This window comes from Psychrobacter sp. DM4 (assembly GCF_051307035.1).
In the GTDB taxonomy this organism is placed as follows: domain Bacteria; phylum Pseudomonadota; class Gammaproteobacteria; order Pseudomonadales; family Moraxellaceae; genus Psychrobacter.
On record NZ_CP195536.1, the window covers coordinates 2,345,777 to 2,365,991 of the forward strand.

The following is a 20,215-nucleotide window of genomic DNA, read 5'->3' on the forward strand; positions in this document are numbered from 1 at the left end:
ACTTATTAGTAATACTTATTAGCAATACTTATTGCCTTAATCTTATTAAGCGCTATATGCACTTTGCTCTGCTGGGTGCTATTCACACTTGCTGTTATTATGGCAAGCACAACCTGTCTATGTGTAATATTTTGTCACATCTATGTATGCAAAATGCAGAACTATATATCATGACTATTTTAGTTTTGACACTTTACTTAATATTTTTGTCTGTATCTCACTTTAATGATTTTCTGAATCTGATAATACCTCATACTATTATAGTGCGATGACTTTGTGTTATAAACAAGCTGTCTAAATTATAAATATAAAATGATTATAAGGAAACTATCATGAAACTGTCATCGCTCATACAAAAAGTGCATAACCGTGCGCCTAGGCTTGGTAAAGTTATCTCGTTAGCGACGTCAACTGGCGTCATTACCGCAAATAGTATAGCAGCAGGACCTCCTGTATGGATTATGGGTGCTGCCAAGGCTATCACTGGCTCCGCTATCGCAGACAAAACGGTAATAGATGTGACCAATTACTGGATCAATAGCAATAATGCATTGATTGACAATGTATTGCCGCGTAAAGACTGGCGTATTAGTCTGCCAGATGATGTGAATACCAAAGGCAAGTATCTACTCATTTGCAACCATCAGTCTTGGGTCGATACGAGTATCGTTCAGTACATTAGTGAAAAGCGTTTGCCATTAACACGATTTTTTACCAAATTTGAGCTGATATATATTCCCGTTATCGGACAGGCTTTTTACTTTTTAGACTTTCCGATGATGCGCCGTCATTCAAAAGAGCAAATCGAGAAAAACCCTGCGCTAAAAGGCAAAGATATAGAAGAGGCCAAACGTGCCTGCGCGCTACTCAAAGACAAACCCTTTACTTTGCTCAATTATCTGGAGGGTACGCGCTTTACCCCAACCAAAAGTCAAGGTCAAAACTCACCCTACACGCACTTGCTAAAACCAAGAGCTGGCGGTTTGGCGCTAGCTATCAGCGCCCTTGGCAGTGAGGTGGATAGTATTCTGGATATGACTATCGTTTATCCTGATGGCATACCGACCTATAGCGATTTGTGGAAAGGTAATATCAAACGCTTGGGCGTCGATGTTCGTCATATCCATATTCCAAAAGACTTGGCTGCTGCCATTCAAGACGGTCGCTATGAGACGGACGAGACGATCAAAGCGCAGATGTTTGACTGGGTTGAACAAGTGTGGCAACAAAAGGATGCGCTCATCGGCGATATGCTCGCTCAATTTGAAAACGAGCCTGCTGACAGTAGTGTTTAGATAGCATCGATATCCAAACCTATTTTTTGAATAATCTATAAAATCCTGTAGACAACGGTCTTGATTGACCGTTTGTCCTATATAAGGTGCAATTGTGTCCATCTCCTCAAATAACCTACCCAAACGCTCGCAATCGATTGCTGATCACACTCAATTAAAGCCGTCGCCTATGCGTCCAGCACCTAGCCGCCTAAAACTGACTTACGACATTTTGATGCTTGTCGCTATCAGTATTGATTTATTCTTAATCAGCATTGATGCGATATTGATGAGTAATTTTAGTGCCAATGCAGCTAATTGGTTGATGCTTAGTGAGGCTTTGGCTTGGTATCAGAACGTTTTGCACGATCCTTTACGTACCGTAGGTGGGTTTTTTACCTTGTTTTTAATTTTTGAGTTAGCCGTGCGCTGGGCTATTGCTATTAAAAATCGAGTTTATTACCGCTGGTTTTTCTTCCCTTTTGTACATTGGTACGAGGTACTAGGGTGTTTTCCGCAATTACGCGCCCTGCGCTTGTTTCGCGCGGTGGTCATTGGTAGACGTTTACATCAGCTTGGTTATCAGGTATTGCCGCAGCTTTGGCTCAAACGTATCAAGTTCTATATTGACCTGATACTAGAAGAGTTATCTGATCGGGTGATCCTAACCGCCATTGACAACTATCGTCAGCAGCTCACCGATCCAAAAATGCAAAAATCCATGATAGACTCAACCATCACGCGCAACCGTGTAGAGATTGAAGCAGTTATTTTGTCATTATTGCGACGGGAGCTTGCGCCGCAATTACAAAAGTTAAAACGAGGCTCGGAGGGTGGCAACCTAATCGCTCATGAAGTTGGTGATGCCATCCAAAGTGGTCTGGCCAACACCCCTGAGCTCAGACGCTATCTTAGACTAATACCTATTGCTGGAAGTCTTATCGAATCACAGTTGCAACACATAGGACAGAGCATTGGTGAAAACGTCGTTTATGCGCTAAATGCGCGCTTGCTAGATGATCAGCGTATCGATGATATGATGGCTGCTATTGCGCATAGTGTCGCGCATGTCGATGCTAGTGATAATGCATTAGATGTTTTGGTCGCTAGCATTATCGACGACAGTTTGTCGGCACTTGAGGCACAAGTAAAAGTTCAACAATGGAAGCACAAAGACATGCTCAACTTGTAGTTTTATCTATTAATATCATTCGATAGACGGTAAACTTATGAGCAGATTTGAGATCAAAACTCGGAGATAGAAGGGTATTACCTTTTATTTAGATGTAGTATCTGTATTTATTTCAGCCTAGCGATTCAATAATGAGCTGCACATCAATAGCAGTTATGTCAGTATTTTAAGGATGCGTATTATGACAATCTCGGACATCGGCAACCCTTTGACCACTGATAGCGATACTTCCGCTATCGCCTTTTTTGGCAAGATGCTGACTTTTTCGCGCTTACAGCTTAATAGCAATGATCTAAATACAATCGATGCTCAATTGTCCAATACGATCGATAATAAAAATACCAATACACCCGTAATCATCGATAGTGAGATCGAGCAAGATCTGCCAGCGTTAATCGACTTGCTATGGTCTTGGGGACTACAACCTATTGGCGTCCTAAAAGGTGTTCTTGAGCCTCAAGCACGCATACAGAAGCTAGCTATATTCCCAGCAGATGGCAAGCGAATTGAGCGCATCATACCGAGTAAAAAAACTGTTGTTCAAGTCAGTGAAAACGCTATAGAACCTAAAGAAACTACCAAAGGCATCTCTGCTACTACCGAGGCTCATACTACAAATCAAGTCAGCCAAACCCAAACGACACTATCTACCGATGCACCTCACACCTTACTGAGTGACGTGCATATTACCAGTCTTATCTATGATCAAGTACTGCGTTCAGGTCAAAGTCTAAACCATGTCGGTGGTGATTTGATATTGACCAATAGTGTCAATAGCGGCGCTGAAGCGATCACTGATAATAACTTGCATGTCTATGCACGAGCACAAGGTCGCCTAGTTGCTGGTGCTACAGGGGATCAAGACGCACGTATATTCTGTCAGGTCTTTAACCCCTCATTGGTATCAGTCGCAGGAACCTATTGCCTACGGGATAACTTGCCTGAACATCTGATAGACAAACCTGTACAAGTTCGCTTCGTCGATGGTCAGGGTCTTGTGTTTACGATGATGGACACAGTCTAGGCGATAACGTCTGATCGTGAGTGGATAACCATGCTCATTCATACAGTATATATACTAAAGTTTATGTATCTAAGTAAAAATTATAAACTAATAAAATTTGGCTTCATAATATAGTAAGTTTTTTTAACAAAACTGCGCTACTATATATCTTTAACTCAGCCACTATCTATATAGATTGAAGCTTGTTACATTATATGACTTAGAGATAAGATCATCTCGGTTTTCATACTTTATTTATGCCAAGTATCGGTTATTGTATGTCAGCTATAAATTTGTATATAGGTGTGCTAGGCTTGCGTTCGCAAGTAGCACATGCACCACAAATGCATTATCTCATTTAATAAATATTCCACTGATAGATAGGAGTGTGCCATCGTGGCAAAAATTGTTGTAATCACTTCAGGTAAAGGCGGTGTTGGTAAAACCACCACCAGTGCCTCTTTTGCTGCTGGTTTGGCATTGCGCGGTTATAAGACCGTTGTCATCGACTTCGATGTCGGTCTACGTAATCTCGACTTAATTATGGGCTGCGAGAACCGCATTGTTTATGATTTTGTTGACGTGATTAGTGGTAATGCTCGCCTATCGCAAGCCTTAGTCAAAGACAAAAAACTTGAGAACTTGTATATTCTACCTGCCAGTCAAACGCGAGATAAAGATGCGCTGACTGATGACGGTGTTAGTGAAGTTATGGATGAGCTCTCAAAGCAATTTGACTATATTATATGCGACTCGCCTGCTGGTATCGAGCGCGGAGCGCAACTTGCGATGTATCATGCTGATGAAGCCATTATCGTGACCAATCCTGAAATCTCCTCTGTACGTGACTCAGATCGTATCATTGGTATCCTACAAAGCCGTACCAAAAAGGTTGAAGAGGGTCATGGCTCTATCCGTGAGCATCTGATTATCACCCGCTACAATGCTGAGCGCGCGGCTGCCAATGAGATGATGGATATCGATACCATATCGAATGACATCTTAAAAGTGCCTCTGTTAGGTGTTATACCTGAGAGTCACTCTGTATTGGAAGCATCTAACCATGGCGAACCTGTTATTCATTATACCGATTCTGTCGCTGGTCAATGTTATGACGATATCGTTGCTCGCTTTTTGGGCGAAGAGCGTCCTATTCGTCATCTTGATATCAAAAAGAGAAGTCTGTTACAGCGCTGGTTTGGAGGTCAATAATGAGTAAGAAAAAAGGATTTTGGAGTAGCCTATTTGGTACCGAAGATAGCAATGCTGGCAGCGCTAATATGGCGACTGAACGTCTAAAGGTCATCGTTGCAAGTGAAAACCGATTGAATAATCGTCTGACCGCTGATCGTATTGAAAAGATGAAACGTGAGATATTAGAAGTCGTCAACAAGTACGTCAACGGCGTGCAGATCGACGATGTCAATATTAACCATCGTTCAGAAGACAGCCTAGATGTACTCGAGATGAATATTAGCTTGCCAGAACATAAAAAGTAACGACTTATTGTCTGTGCTGCTGTCAAAAACCCTAAACATAATGTTTAGGGTTTTTTTGTGCAGGTCTTAATTATGGTTATAAAATGAGAACTAATGGTTATTAGTTAAATAGTGAGCCATTTTATCTATATCAGGTATAAGGTACGCGGTATCTTCTATCATAACCGTTTGATACAGATAAGAGGATAAAGAATCAGCTCTAAGCGTCGTATCGGACTCATTTTTCTCCATATTGGATTTTGGGCTTAAGTAGTGATCAGGCGTATCGATATCCTTTACGTCAGAGATACGTACACGAAGGGAGCGAGGCATTCCTGTACTTTGTAACGCGATGCGATGCTCGCTCGTATTGCCTTCTAATACAATAATTTTGCTTGGGGTCTGACCTCGAACAAAGAGATGAAATACAGGAAGCTGCTGCTGTTGCCAAGGGTAATGCAAAGTATATTCAGCGTAGTCCTTTATGTCTAAAATTAGGCTAGTGGGAAGGATCCAATCAGGCTGATCAATTGCTGGGATGACCGTCACCTCCAACATACCGTTACTGGTTGTCAGTAGACTGACAGCTTCAAAAGAGTGTTTTACAATCTCGCTCATATAGCGCTCACAATAATTTAGGTGTTTGAGAATAAGGCTAAAGCTCTACCCTTATCCCTCATAAGTCAGACTATTATTAGTAGCTAATAGACGCTGGATATTATCAAGGAGCTCGTTTTCTTGGAAAGGCTTACCCATATAGTCATCGACACCAATCTCAAGCGCACGCGCACGATGCTTTTCACCCGTACGCGAGGTAATCATAATAATCGGAATATGTTGTAAGCGCTTACTATTTCTAATTTGGATGGCAACTTCAAAGCCATCCATGCGCGGCATCTCAATGTCTAGCAAAATGAGATCAGGCAACGTCTCTTGTAATATCTCAACTGCATCTACACCGTCTTTTGCCAAGGTAACGGTATACTCTTGACGCTCCAAAAAGCGCGATGTGACTTTACGTACAGTCACTGAGTCATCCACTATTAGGACATGTGGCTGGGCTGACGACTGTTTAGCGCCTTGTTTAGTCAATGGCACTATGGGTTCAAGCATTGACGCATTACGCATTAGCGCAATAGGATCTAGTATCAGCATGACAGAACCGTCACCCATGATCGTCGCTGCCGAAATGCCTTGTATATGTGATAGCTGACGTCCTAATGGTTTGACTACTACTTCAATACGCGACCCTGCTATTTGGTCCACTTGCAATGCAATGTTCTGTCCGCTGCTGTTCTTGATAATGATGAGCGGTAGGCTAACATTGGTACTGACTATAAGATCGTTGAGCTGATTGCCTGATAATATCTCGTTTAGATAACGTACTCGGTAATCTACATCATCAATCTGTAAGGTTGTCGCACCTGACTGGTAATGATCTTGTAGCTTTTCTGGGTTGACTCGTACCACGCGTTCGATCTGTACTAAAGGAATAGCATAGTAGCGATCAGCTGCGCGAACAACTAACGCATCAGATATGGCAACGGTCAATGGTACGCGTATAGTAAAGCGCGAACCTACTCCTGCCTCTGATGTCACTGATACTGAGCCACCGAGCTGACGGATCTCACTAATAACGACATCCATGCCCACACCGCGACCCGATATTTGGGTCACTTTTTGCGTAGTCGTGATACCAGCATTAAAGATGTATTGCATAATATCACTATCAGTAAGGCTAGTATCACTCTCCTCGATCAAGCCTTGAGAGACCGCCTTTTTACGTACGGACTCGACATCAATACCGCCGCCATCATCTGTCAACATAATGACGATCTCACTACCTTCTCGCAATACCTCCAAGGAGATATTTCCCTGACTACTCTTGCCAGCATTTAGGCGAGTTTTGGTATCTTCAACACCATGATCGACAGCATTGCGCAACATATGCTCTAAGGGCGATGTGATACGCTCTAAGATAGTTCTATCTATCTCGCCTTCTGCATTTTTAATCGTCAGCTCAACTTTTTTATCGAGTTGATTGGCTGTTTGACGGACAGTACGCTCAAGACGCGGTTTCAGACGCGTGAACGGCACCATTCTTGAATTCATAAGCCCATCTTGGAGCTCCGTTTGCGTGCGAGATAGCTGTAATAATAGACTTTCGCTATCTCGAGTCTTTTCAAGCAAGGTGCTGTTAATATCAATTAAATCAGAAGCCGACTCTGTCAGTGATTTGGACAACTGATTCAATGAGGAATACTGATCCATCTCCAAAGGATCGAAGCCTTCATGTCCAATCAGCTCCTCATCAATCTGCGATAGAATTTGCGCTTCAAGCTCAATCTCCATCCGGCGCAGCTGGTCAGCCAGGCGTTGTACCGTTGTTCCCATCTCCTCAATACTACTAGTCAAGCTACTCATACCCATATCGATACGGGCACGGTTAATCGCTGACTCACCAGATAGGTTAATCATGTGCTCAATTAGGCCACCTGATATGCGAATCATCTCATTACTATCGGTGCGCTGCTCTTGTTGCGCGAACTGCCCACTCATAGCAGGCATAGTACTAATATCGTGGGTGATGATACGGGTACTGATATCGTAATTGGCATCTAGTGCTTGTAGCTGATCTGAGTCTTGAGTCAATGTCTCTAATATTTGTTTTGAAGGCGTTGCGGTCTGCAAAACAGTCTTTGTTGGCGATTGAGACTGTAATTGCGAGTCTGACGGCAAGATAGCATGAGCCGCTAAGAGCGAGCGGCGTTGTTCCTCAAGAGATTCATCTGGTACAGACACTAAGCGCGCTGGATCTTTGATGAACTGTTGAAGCGCATTTATTAGCGCGGTGGGTAATGCTGGGTTAACTCGTTGCTCGAGTATAGAGGTAGCATCAGCCAACCAATCGTGACAAGCGACTAACAACGCTACGATAATATCAGTAGTAGGACGACGCTTAGTTGCCAGATACTCATAGACAGTCTCCATCTCGTGAGCTAAGTCTGCAATTCCACTTGCAGCGACCATACGTGCGCCGCCCTTTAATGTATGCAGGTCTCGCTGCAATGCTTGGACAGCATCCGCCGCATCAGCATCGTTCATAAATGCGAGTAAGTCTTTATCGCGATTGGTGATCTCTTCAGCTTCTTCTAAGAACACTGCCAAAATATCGCTATCTGGCGAACCATTCGGCCAAGAGCTGTTGATGATGTCATCCAAACTCATCTGTTCTTCTGAGGTACTTTGTATATCCGTATGCGGCTTTGTAGCGATAGTTGTCGGTGCTGGTACTGGCAGTATAAGCTCAACTTGCTCTGGTAGTAATTTGTTTCGTACAAATTCTTCCAACTGAGCAATTAAAGACGCGGCAAAGAAGGACTCATTATGATTAACAGTATGAGTAATCTGTAGCGATAAGGTGTCTTGTACTCTCTGCATCACATCAACCCACTGCGCTGTCGGTGCTATTCGTCCTTCTATAAAGCTCTCATAAATACTTTCTACTTCATGAGTTAAAGCTGCGATACTCTTGATCTCAGCCATCTGCGCGCCACCTTTGATGGTGTGCAGGTAACGTTGCAACTCTTTTAGCGCACCAAAGTCATTAATATCAGCGCGCCATTTAGTGAATGCTTGAGCGATTGCACTATCAAGCTCCTGTGCCTCCTCCAAAAAGATCTCTAATAGCTCAGCATCGGTATCAATAGCTTCGCTACGAGTCTCTGGGTCGCGGCGGCTTTTAACTGGAGCAATACTAGTCGTTTCTGTATCGATAGTTGGCATCTGGCTACTACTATTGTCTACAGAATGACTATCACCTTCATCGCTACTATCATCGATCAAGTTGTTTAAGTTTTCAAGGACTTGTGTATCCACCTTCAAGGACATACTAGCGGCTAACGCATCAAATAAATCAACGAGCTGCGCATGACCATCTAAAAGTATACTTTGAATATCACTGTCATAAGCTTTTTGGGGATGAGTGCTTAAGTAGTTATAAGCGTGATCTAAAGCACTGAGTAGAGTGCTAAATTTTTGTGATTCTTGGGTTTTATGGCGTAAGCTTGCGATTTGCACTCTTTGCTTTATGATATAAGCTTTGGCCTGCTCTATACCTGACTCTCCTAGCATCTCAGTAAGCTGCCATTCAGCATCTAATAGAGAGTCAATATCATCTTCCAATAATTCAGCAACACTGAGTTGATTGTCGGGTACTATAGTCGTATCATCAGACTCCTCAAGCATCGCTTGCAAAGACACTAAGTCTTGCTGACTTTGTATTTGCTCAACCGTCAAGGCTTGCTGTTTTATGCTTTGTTTATAATTGCCTAGATACCCATCAATTAGAGTAACAGACTGCGTAAGCGCTATAATATGCTGTGCGCTCATCGGAGTATCCTGCTGCTGCAGTTGCTCCAAGCTCTTTTCTATTGCAGCGCTGACGTCACTGATGGCAATCAAGGCACTAGAGCCTGAAGCGGCTCGCAAAGTATGAAAGGCGCGAACGATATCATCGCTCACATCGACTTCAGTATCGTCTTTATGCAAGGTAACAAAATCGACAATATCTTGTAATAATTCCTCAGCTTCTTCGATAAATATCTTACCAAACTCTTGCTCTTCTTCGCTTTGCGGCGGTATAACTACTGGTGCTTCTGCCATAACCTCATTGATAGAGTGTATGGTCTGTAGCGTACTATCGGCGCCTTTGTCAGCTGTGGTAGTAGATACTATAGGTTCAGACTCACTGAAGTCTTGCTCACTCTTAATCACCGTATAACTAAACTCATCCCCAAGCTGCTCGCTGTAAGCGTTTGCACAAGCAATCCATAAAGGTACAGTCGCAGGGTAATCATGAGTATCGCTGGCAAATACTGTCATCATAGTAGGATAAGCTGCCAGCACGTCAGCGATAAGTGTTTTTATGGGCGCTGAAGCGGTAATACTACCCTCCAATATCCGATTGAGCATATTCTCGATAGACCATGCAAGCTCAGCCGTGTAATTGGCACCAACCATACGCCCTGACCCTTTGAGAGTATGAAACCCGCGACGAATATCTTGCAAAACTGTTAAATTGTCAGGAGCATGTTGCCAGTCTTCATATAAAGGAGATATCTCAGTTAAGACCTCTTCCGCCTCTTCTATAAATATCTCTTTGATATCAGGATCAGCATCATGGGCGTCTACTGGTAATTGCTGAGTGTCCCGTACAAAAGGCAGTAGCACTGCAGGTAAATCCGAAGCAAATAAAGAACCTTCTTTCTCAGTATTTTTTGAGTCAGCGGCCTCTAGATCAGTATTCTCTAAGTTAGTTTTATCGTTTATATCATCGTCATCTGATAAGTTGCCGTTAGACTCAATATCATCAGTATGCGCCATACTAGAGTCTGGATTACTCAATGAGTTATTCAGTAAAGCGCTACTGTCAGACGCTATAGCAGTAGCATCAATGCTTGGAGAATGATGACCATCAAAGTCAGCTACCATCTTAGGTAATTGTGCTATCGCTTGAGTCACCAATGTCACTACATCATCCTGTACCTGCTCTGCACTTTCTAGGAGATGATTCAGCAAACTCTCAATAGACGATGCCATCTCGCTCATGCTCAAAGCCTCGACCATAAGGCTTAGACTTTTTAGCACATAAAAGCCGCGACGTATCTCAGTCAAAGCAGTCAGATCTTGAGGATCTTGTTGCCAAATAGGTAAAAAGTCTTGCAAGTCACTAATGACTTCCTTTGACTTCTCAACAAAAGCATTATGAGTATCATCATCGATATCGATACTTTCAGTCTTACTATCAGTTTTACTCTCAAGCTCTTTTTCACTATCGAGCTCTTCGTATGACATCTGATCTTCAACATCGAAGCTTTCGATATTAAAGCTTTCAATGTCAAAATCATTATCCTCAATATTGTCAATATCAAGCGCTTTTATCGCTGTAAAGTCAGTATCGGCTGTACTGTTGTTATCAACCATGCTACTGCTAGTGATATCGTCCAAATCAAAATCATCAATGACTAGATTGGAGGCTATGTCCTCTTCTGTCTTAATGAGCGTTTCTGTTTCTGTTTCTGTTTCTGGCGCAGTATCTTTTGTCTGGCTTTCTGTTGCTTGGTTATCGTCTAATGTCCGATAGATATCACTATATAATTCTTGAAGTTGCTGCTCAATCTGCTCTTGATGCTCAAACCCTGTTTCTGACGCCAAACTACGCTCTGTATCTTGGGCAATGGTGCTAGCCTGCGTTGCATAAGCAGAGTGACCACGACGCTCAAGTCGAGTGCTAACGCGATGTAATAAAGACGCTACGGTGTGCGGATGATCTAAGTTGAATATAACGGTTTCAAGCTCAGCTAAGGTATGAGATAAAACATCGAATGCATCATCGGGCGCTGATCGGTCGACAATCAACTGTACCTGCTCATCAATCTCAGACAGAGCAAGTAGCTCAGCATAAACTACTTGTATCAGTGCTTTGATATGATCCTCTGATAAAGTTGTATTTTGATAGCTTGAATGTGCTTGTTGTTTGATTGACTCTATGACTTGTTCTAGTTGCGCTAGCAGCGAAGTGTAGTCTTCAGGTAATGGGGCGCGATTATGTGCAAGATTGCGAAGCCATAGCTGACTAAGATGCCAAAGGCGTTCTTGATCAGTATTATGAGCAGTTTTTTCTAGATAATGACTGACCTTTTCTAGTACTTCAAGAATAGGCTGTTGATTATCATTAATAGTCAATAGCTGCTCTACCTGTTGACGCCAGACGAACAACAACTGCTGATATTGATTCCCAGACAAGTTACCTTCTATGTCATACGTCGTATCATTTGTTACGTCAATATCGTTGTTGATACCAGTGTTATAATTCGCCTTATCGTTGATAATAGTGTCATCAGTAATAAAGCTGTCCTTAGTCGTAGCTGAGATATCAGATAGTATCCGCGTCAACTCGTTGGTTGTGTCGTTGAGTAGTTCGGTATGGTAGCTACCAGTTTGCACATACTCTATCAATTCGTGTTGCAATAGTTGATGAGATAATAAGCCTGTACGAGCATTTTTATTTGTTAATGACACACGTACACTACTCTCTACTAACAAACTTAACTTAGTTGCCAGTTCTACTAGCAAAGGCATGTCAGCGATAGTTAGCGCATCGATGATCTCATGATAATGTCGTATAGTTTGCTGAGGGTTTTGATTATCAGAACCTAGTTGCCACTCTTCAGCGACTTGTGAGATCTGCTGATTGAGTGAGGGCAATAGCCATTCAAGCGTCGCCATATCCTTAGGCTTATTTTTCATAGGTTATTCCTGACTCTCTGTGGCGCAAATATAGGCACTGATTATTGTCATTTATCGACTTTTGGAGATATGAGCGACTACTTGGTTGACACAATAACGTTCGGCGTTATTAGTCTCTTAGATTAACTACGAACGCCTGAGAGCTTGATTTGATAGATATCAGGCGTAATCTGGTAGTCAATATAGATAGTAGTTGTTTTTCATGTTACTCATATTTTTTATTGAAAACTATAATGAGCTTCATCCAACTGCTCATCATCATTTGAGATTTTAAAACCAGTCACCGAATCTTGAAGCGCTGACGCCATCTCACTAAGCTCACCAATTGAGCGCGCTGTAGCCATAGTACCTGAAGAGGTTTGCGAGGTAATGTCCTGAATGACCGTCATCGTTTGTGAAATAGTTCCTGCTGATCGTGCTTGCTGCTGAGCGGCGTTCGAGATATTCTGAATGAGATCAGATAAGGTGTTTGATACGTTTTGAACCTCTTCTAGCGCCTCGCCAGCATCTTGAGCTAAACGTGCACCACGTACTACCTCAGAGGTGGTTGACTCCATAGATACTACCGCTTCACTGGTATCTGTCTGAATGGTCTTGACCAAAGTTTCAATCTGTTTGGTTGCATTAGCTGAGCGCTCAGCGAGACGCTGAACCTCGTCAGCGACGACCGCAAACCCTCGTCCTGCTTCGCCAGCCATAGAGGCTTGAATAGCAGCGTTCAAGGCCAAAACGTTAGTCTGATCAGCAATATCATTGATCAATCCAACGATATCACCAATCTCTTGTGAGGACTCACCTAGACGCTTGATACGTTTTGAGGTCTCTTGAATCTGATCTCGGATAACGTTCATACCATCGATAGAGCGCTGTACGACCTCAGCACCGTTGTAGGCAATAGCAACAGAACGTTTGGCGACAGCGGCAGACTCAGCAGCGTTGTTTGAGACCTGGTCAATGGAGAGCGTCATCTCATTAATAGACGCTGAGACGCCCGCAATATCTTGTGCTTGATCCTCTGATGCTCGTGCTAGCTCAAAGGCATTAACCTGAGTTTGTTCTGATGAGCGAGATACGCGGTCCGCGGTACTGTTAATAGCGGTTACTAGTTGGCGCAACTGATCGATGGCAAAGTTCACAGAATCGGCGATTGCCCCCGTAAAATCCTCTGATACGGTCGCGTTGACAGTCAGATCACCATCAGCTAAATCTCCAAGCTCATCAAGCAGACGCAAAATAGCCATCTGGTTACGGTCATTCTCTTCTTGAATTTGACGCGCACGTTCAGAGTCAGCGTCAGCTTCTTGTCTATTACGCAAAGTCTCTTTTTCGATCAACAAGCGCTCAGAGCTACCGCGTTGCCCAAATATCTGAGACAGCGCATAAAGAATACCCAAAAGTGCCACTACGAATAATAGCGCTGGTATTAAAACAGACTGGTTAAAGTCAGTCACATATTGGCTTAGCGATGACAAGGAGCTTATCAACCAAAACAAACAGGCTACGCTGACTAAGGCTAAGATCGCCAATAAGCCTTTCCACTTATTACTGCTCTCTTTTGGTGCCAGTGCTCTATTGGTACCCGTCGCTGAACTTTTTGTAATATTACTCATCGTGCTTATTCCTTTAAAACAGTCGCAAAAATATTACCGTGACTGACTCAACCCGCGTCAGCTGTTTGTCAACTTAACGTTTAAGAGTCTACATGAGTGCTGATATGCCGTAATCATATACTTATTATTCTATATAGCTGCATCGCTATAACGTTTATCTTGTACCAGTAAACTTGGCATGAAGATGAACCAATCTTGCTCATCTTTATAAAACTTACCATGATTGTAAGGCGCAAAGGGCGATTGACCATCGATAGACTCTGCTCGGTACTGGTCTTGGCTGAACTGCTCGATCCCTAGTACTTGATCGACTAATAATCCTGAAAACACAGCATTATGATCAATAACGATGACTTTGCGTTGACTCATCTGCAAGAGTCGGTTAGGAAGATGTAAAAACTTGGACAAATCAGTTAATGGCAATAGGCGTCCGCGAATATTCGCGATACCTAGCATCCAAGGCTTCACGAGCGGCATAGTCGCGTACTCAGGCATCATAAGAATCTCTGACACCTCACCCATAGGCGCAACCAAACGTTGTCCGCCAATCTCAAAAACCACCCCTTGCCAGTCAGACCCTTGCCCGCCGCGGCGACCGCTTTTGCGAGCACGCGCTAAATCAGCTAGGCGTAAAAGCTCAATAAACCCTCTAGACGCCACAAGTTACTCCATTACTCTACGAATAGTTTCTAGCAATTGCGATTCATCAACAGGCTTAGTAATATATTCTTTGGCACCTTGACGCTTGCCCCACACTCTATCTGTCTCTTGACTCTTTGTACTGATCATGACAATAGGAATATGAGCTGTTGTTGCACCGCGAGTTATTTTCCGTGTTGCTTGAAAACCATTCATCTCAGGCATAACCACATCCATCAAAATGACGTCTGGCAGATGATCAGTTGCCATTTGACACCCTTGTTCCCCGTTAGTCGCTTCTAATATATGAAAGCTATGTTTGGCAAGCATGTCACGAAATTTTGCCATCTCAGAGGGCGAATCGTCGATGACTAATACAGTAGTCATGGGTATATCCTTTATTTATCGGTTGTGTACTTTAAAGGTGTTGGTAGAAGCTTATCTTAATTGCGATACTTTTTATTTCTGAGTTCTTGTTACTGCTAAGTCCTTTGTATTTCAGCACCTTTAACAGCAGGTCACAGTTACAAAGATGCGGTTAGCGATACTGGTTTATGGCTTCAAACAACTCATCCTTACTAAAGGGCTTGGTCAAGTACTCATCAGAACCTACGATACGTCCACGCGCCTTGTCGAACAGACCATCTTTTGAGGACAGCATAATGACAGGCTTGTTAGCATAATCAGGATTATTCTTAATCAAAGCACAGGTCTGATAACCGTCTAGACGCGGCATCATGATATCTACAAAAATAATATCTGGGTTGTTGTCTACAATTTTGGCTAACGCATCAAAACCATCAATGGCTGTTACGACCTCACAGCCTGCTTTTTGTAGCAAAGTCTCTGCTGTCCTACGAATGGTCTTTGAATCGTCAATGACCATAATTTTTAACCCATCAAAATTATTATCCATGTGTCCCTATCCTATAAACGACTGTTCACTCATATTACTATTATTTAACAAGCGCTTTACTATTATTTGATTTATTATCAGACGGTAGTTCAAGCTTAAACGGCTACGGGTTCATCGTCGTCTATGCTACTTGATTGCGTAACCAAGATAAAGCTAGTCCCCTGTATTTCTTATATATCCAAATATTGCCAAATACTTATCATTTGTAATAAATATGTATCAGCATTAGTCTGTGTTTGTTTTAGCATAGTTATTTGAGTTTTTCCAGCTATTTAATTGTTGCTGCCTAATATTTAAAAACACATTTGTCTATTGACACTCTTTAATTGCATGAATGACAAGGCACTAGCTGGTCTTATTTTACAATATAATTAAATAACGTTTATAAAGGTAATTCGCATGACCTCTTCTCATCTACCCTTTCTATTATTATGCAAGAAAATATGCAAGAAAAGTGCCATCTATGTGTTAAGCGCAGGGCTTCTTCTTGCCTGTCAGCCACCGAATACTGATACCTCAAATTCGGATCAGCAGGTAGATACTCCAGTAGTTATTGAAGAGGATAGCGTGACGATGAGTCCAGAGCACATCTTAAGTATAAAGTCGTCTCGTTATCAGCCAAGTCTAGGGCTTCAAGGCAACCTTGAACCTGCTGAGCAACAAAAGATGATCGCAGCACAAGATATTGTCATAGACAAAGTACTGGTCAAAGAAGGCCAATGGGTCAAAGAAGGCGCGCCGTTGTTTATTGTGCATCGTAAAGCCACACAAAAGGGTTCTGACGAGAGTAAATCAACGGGCAAGATCGACACCCAAGTTAGGCAAATTCAAACTAACAAAAGTCTTGTGAATCGAGCAAAAAGTGATGAAGGATTGTCAGAATTAACCGCAGAAGATACGCAAAACCAAAAAATGATTCAGGACCAAAACGCGTTAAAACCAGAAGAGATGAACAAGGGACAGCCCTTTTCTAATAGCCTCGTCAAAACTGATAACACTTCTCTTAAACCTGACAGTACCCTTGATACTGGCACTTCGGCCGAACCTTTGGTGAATAAAGGTACAGAGAGTAGCAAACAAGGCTCTGCCCCCATTACAGTACTTGCAAAAAAGTCAGGTTATATCAGTGGAATTTTTGTTCAACCTATGCAGACAGTAGAGAGTGGCGTGCTACTGTTAGAGCTTGGTGAAAAGAGCAATCTCCACTTTATCGCAACTCTACCTATTCAGGCCAAATCTCAGCTGTCTATTGGGCAGACTGTCAACTTTACTGCTGAAAAATTAACCGATACCTTTACCGGTCAAGTTAGTAAATTAGACGTCGATACCATTGCCAAACAGTTATTCGTCTACGTCAGCGTCATCGGCAATGAGACTAGCCGTGAAAAGTTGAAACCCGGAATGGCTGCGATGGGCCGTGTCAATTATGGTCAGATAGAAGTCGGCACGATTGTCCCCAAAAGTGCGCTGCATGATGTGGATTTAAGTACTTTACAAAAGCCACCTTATCAGTCCATAACACCACTAACTGCCAATATTTGGATTATCAAGCAAGATCAGCGCTTAACCCGTCAGCCTGTTGAAGTTATCGAGTATGATCCTAGCACTGATCAGTATCTAATCGCAGGCGTTAGTAACGACAGCTTAATATGCTTGGCTGACTTACCTGTTGAGTCTGCTGGCAAAAGTGTTATTGTCTCTTAATTTATTGAAGGACTAAAATATGAGCAATGGCAGCTCCTTGCTTTGTCTACAGTTACATTGTGTAGAAATATTAACAAAGCTTACCTTGTTTAGTAAGACCTAAACTAGGCAAAATAGTCTAATATTATAAGTAAAAATGTATAAAACAACCATTCGAGGATGAACTATGAGTAAGCAGATTTTATTGATTGAAGATGATCCAGATTTAGCCGAGCTGATCAGCGATTATTTAACTATGAACTACTATGACGTTCATCATGCAGGTCTCGGTCAAGAAGGCCTCGATATACTAGATACCAAAGAGCGCGATATCGATCTAGTGGTATTAGATTTGATGCTGCCCGATATGGACGGTATGCAGGTATGCCAAAAGATCCGTGGCAACAAAAATAATATGACAAATAAAGTGCCTATCATCATGCTGACCGCAAAAGGTGATACTACCGATCGCGTACTTGGGCTTGAAATGGGTGCTGATGATTACATCTCTAAGCCCTTTGAGCCTCGGGAGTTGCTTGCCCGTATTCGCTCAGTGATCCGTCGTCATGAGCAGCCCAATCAAGCGGATAGTCAGTCAGATAGCCTGACCTTTGGTCGTCTTAGCGTTTTTCCAGATAGTCATGAAGTCACTATCGATGATAAACCTGTACGTCTGACTACTCATCAATTCCAGCTTTTGCATTATTTTGCTACTCACTCTGGCAAAGTGCTTAACCGCGAGCAATTATGGCAAGCGATGCCAAACGATGACAGCTCTGACAATATCGACCGTGCTATCGATGTGCATATTTCACGCCTGCGCGCTCTGATCGAAGATAATCCTCGTCAGCCAAAACGCATTATCACTGTACGCGGCGTCGGTTATCAGTTCGCAACTGATCAGGTCTGATTGCTATTATCTAAATGTTTTTTTAACCAGTAGAAGTCTGATAGTCTAGAACTTATCAGACTTTTTGGTGTTATCACTGCTTTTTAGCATTAGCACTGTTGACCTATCACTGCCTAATTGATACTAACTGTGTGACTTAATTATTTTTTTAAAATAAAAATGAGCTTATAACTATAGAGATGGCTTGATGCAACAGCTGGGTTTTCGTTCCGTATTCGCAAAACTGTTTGCTAGCGTCATGCTCGCATTGACGCTTTTTGCTGTCGCTATGGTGCTGTTGACTCAACTGGTTCACGACAAAGACGCAAGCATTCGCTCAAAAGTATTAGCAACACAGATATTAGGACAGATAGACCCTTTTTTGAATGAGCTCAATATCTCTATTAGTAACGACAATAGATTACAAGCTAGGTTTATGCTCGCTGTTGTCAAAAAAAGCTTTGATATCTTTGATGAGTCGTTACAAGCAAAAATGGGACTGTACGATAACGACGGTCATTTGCTGATGCAGACTGATAATAGCGATCTGCCGCTAGCGTTGCCAGCGTCGCCATCGCTATTGACACGTGCTTTTCCCTCATTCGCTGATACTCCGCCCACGCAGCAGGCACAGGTTTATAGTAGTACAGGCTATACTTTATTGTATGAGTCACGCTTGCCGCCCAAAAAACCTGTGCTTTCAGCGGCGTTAAATTTATTCACAGGTACGCTCCTTTTGCTCATCATTATGGCAGGTGTACTGTGGTGGATCGCTCGCAATATGACTTGGCGACTCAACCAGATGAGTCAGCAGATGGCTCAGCTTGGTGATGGTGACTTTACGGTTCGTGTCAATGCGCGCGGTAACGATGAGATTACCTCGCTCGCTCGCGGATTCAACCAAGCTGCGCAAAAGATTGAGCATCTCATTGACGCTAATAATCTATTACTTGCTCATGCCTCCCATGAACTACGCACACCCATCACCCGCATCCGCTTGCAGATTGAGATGATGGATATGCTTGCAAGCGATATGCGGGCTGATACTAAAGTAAAGTTTGATAAAAGAGCACAAGCGGTAAATCGCGATTTATCAGGTCTTAATGATTTGGTTGAGAGTATTCTTTTGGTTAGTCGTTTGGATGCAGGTCATGTCATGCAGCAGACAGAACGGTTCGATCTGTACGATGTGGTCAATCAAGAACGCCAGCATTATCCTGAAGCAACTTTGATCGGTAAACACATTACGATCGACGGACAAGCCTCAATGCTCACTCATCTTATTCGCAATCTCCTGACTAACGCGATGCTACATGGTGAGCCGCCTGTTACCATTCTACTTTATGGGGTTCAGACACTTGATGAGGCAGGTACTGTGCCTAACTATCTGTTACAAGGCATCATGAATAGTAGCTTTGCGGACTATAATTCATCAGGTTTTGATTCTTATCATCAACTATTAGGTAGTGATAGGCCTAATAAAACCGCAAAAAGTACTGATCTGCCCGACTCTAATATCTATAAAAATGGGGAAACCGTCGTTCTCGATGAGCAAGAAATCATTTCTACTGAGCCAGATAACCGCGAACATATCTCTCATCAAACGCTACATACTACTGAGAAAGAACCCTCTTCACTACTGGCAACCTTGAGGTCAAAAAAGAGCGATAGTAAAGAGCTGGAAAGTACTGACATGGTAGGGCTACCACGCAAAGAAGGCTTGTTTAAAAAACATCTTAATAAGCCTAAAGTAGAGCCTATCGAACCTCTACCCAACTATGCGGTTTTGGCAATTATTGACGAGGGTTCAGGTATTCCTGAAGATAAGCGCAAAGAGATTTTTAGCCCGTTTGTACGCTTGCAACAAAAGAAAAAGGGCTCTGGTCTCGGTCTATCGCTAGTAGCGCAGATCGTAACTGCACATCAAGGCTACATCAAAACCGATACCATCAATGGTCATACCCGATTTTTAGTTATGTTGCCTGTCGACCATGATCCTGACTACAATTTTCACGATCATGACAGTCATGTCTGATTTATCTATTTGGCATAATTCTAGCTTAGTTTGGCATGTTCAGTATACTGTAGTGACCTGATTTATCGCCTCAACGACATGCTCTTGCGCCCTTCGTTCAGTACTCTCATCCCCAGTGATGACAACACTCGCTATACCCAATCCTTTGGATAATATGCTACATTATCGCCCCTTTAAACGCCCAT

At 42.7% G+C, this 20,215-nt stretch carries 13 protein-coding genes and 1 pseudogene; 8 read left to right on the top strand and 6 right to left on the bottom strand.

Translation table 11 applies throughout. From position 1 onward, the window contains the following. Positions 1-332: 332 nt before the first annotated feature. The 5 genes from ACR64G_RS10020 to minE all read left to right on the top strand — a co-directional run bounded on the left by ACR64G_RS10020 (position 333) and on the right by minE (position 4,968). A complete protein-coding gene (locus ACR64G_RS10020; RefSeq protein ID WP_435979155.1) occupies positions 333-1,295 on the top strand; it encodes an acyltransferase in 963 nt (320 codons plus the stop codon). A 94-nt stretch (positions 1,296-1,389) separates the two neighbouring features. Beyond that, entirely contained in the window at positions 1,390-2,466 is a 1,077-nt protein-coding gene (locus ACR64G_RS10025; RefSeq protein ID WP_435979156.1) for a hypothetical protein, read from the top strand. A 181-nt stretch (positions 2,467-2,647) separates the two neighbouring features. Continuing rightward, positions 2,648-3,490, top strand: coding sequence for a septum site-determining protein MinC (gene minC, locus ACR64G_RS10030; protein ID WP_435979157.1), 843 nt, complete (start codon positions 2,648-2,650; stop codon positions 3,488-3,490). A gap of 375 nt (positions 3,491-3,865) precedes the next feature. Further along, a complete protein-coding gene (gene minD, locus ACR64G_RS10035) occupies positions 3,866-4,681 on the top strand; it encodes a septum site-determining protein MinD (protein WP_435979158.1) in 816 nt (271 codons plus the stop codon). Then, positions 4,681-4,968: a cell division topological specificity factor MinE gene (gene minE, locus ACR64G_RS10040; RefSeq protein ID WP_435979159.1), complete on the top strand. Its 288-nt coding sequence runs from the start codon at positions 4,681-4,683 to the stop codon at positions 4,966-4,968. The genes minD and minE overlap by 1 nt, the downstream gene beginning before the upstream one ends. A 90-nt stretch (positions 4,969-5,058) precedes the next feature. Here minE and ACR64G_RS10045 read toward each other — a convergent pair whose 3' ends face one another. The 6 genes and pseudogenes from ACR64G_RS10045 to pilG all read right to left on the bottom strand — a co-directional run bounded on the left by ACR64G_RS10045 (position 5,059) and on the right by pilG (position 15,423). Further along, entirely contained in the window at positions 5,059-5,565 is a 507-nt protein-coding gene (locus ACR64G_RS10045) for a hypothetical protein (protein ID WP_435979160.1), read from the bottom strand. Positions 5,566-5,616: 51 nt separating this feature from the next. After that, entirely contained in the window at positions 5,617-12,258 is a 6,642-nt protein-coding gene (locus ACR64G_RS10050; RefSeq protein WP_435979161.1) for an Hpt domain-containing protein, read from the bottom strand. A gap of 218 nt (positions 12,259-12,476) precedes the next feature. Next, a pseudogene (locus tag ACR64G_RS10055) lies at positions 12,477-13,730 on the bottom strand (methyl-accepting chemotaxis protein); the annotation flags it as partial. Positions 13,731-13,997: 267 nt separating this feature from the next. Further along, positions 13,998-14,528: a chemotaxis protein CheW gene (locus ACR64G_RS10060; protein WP_435979162.1), complete on the bottom strand. Its 531-nt coding sequence runs from the start codon at positions 14,526-14,528 to the stop codon at positions 13,998-14,000. A 3-nt stretch (positions 14,529-14,531) separates the two neighbouring features. After that, positions 14,532-14,894, bottom strand: a complete 363-nt coding sequence (locus tag ACR64G_RS10065) for a response regulator (RefSeq protein WP_435979163.1) — start codon at positions 14,892-14,894, stop codon at positions 14,532-14,534. Positions 14,895-15,045: 151 nt separating this feature from the next. Continuing rightward, positions 15,046-15,423, bottom strand: a complete 378-nt coding sequence (pilG, locus tag ACR64G_RS10070) for a twitching motility response regulator PilG (protein WP_435979164.1) — start codon at positions 15,421-15,423, stop codon at positions 15,046-15,048. Positions 15,424-15,822: 399 nt separating this feature from the next. On the opposite strand from pilG, the gene ACR64G_RS10075 reads away from it, so the two are divergent. The 3 genes from ACR64G_RS10075 (at position 15,823) to ACR64G_RS10085 (ending at position 20,030) form a co-directional block, all read left to right on the top strand. Continuing rightward, positions 15,823-17,127, top strand: a complete 1,305-nt coding sequence (locus tag ACR64G_RS10075; protein WP_435979165.1) for an efflux RND transporter periplasmic adaptor subunit — start codon at positions 15,823-15,825, stop codon at positions 17,125-17,127. Positions 17,128-17,293: 166 nt separating this feature from the next. Beyond that, positions 17,294-18,016, top strand: a complete 723-nt coding sequence (locus ACR64G_RS10080) for a response regulator transcription factor (protein WP_317199183.1) — start codon at positions 17,294-17,296, stop codon at positions 18,014-18,016. A 187-nt stretch (positions 18,017-18,203) separates the two neighbouring features. Beyond that, complete coding sequence (locus ACR64G_RS10085) at positions 18,204-20,030, top strand: ATP-binding protein (protein WP_435979166.1); 1,827 nt, start codon at positions 18,204-18,206, stop codon at positions 20,028-20,030. Positions 20,031-20,215: the final 185 nt, after the last annotated feature.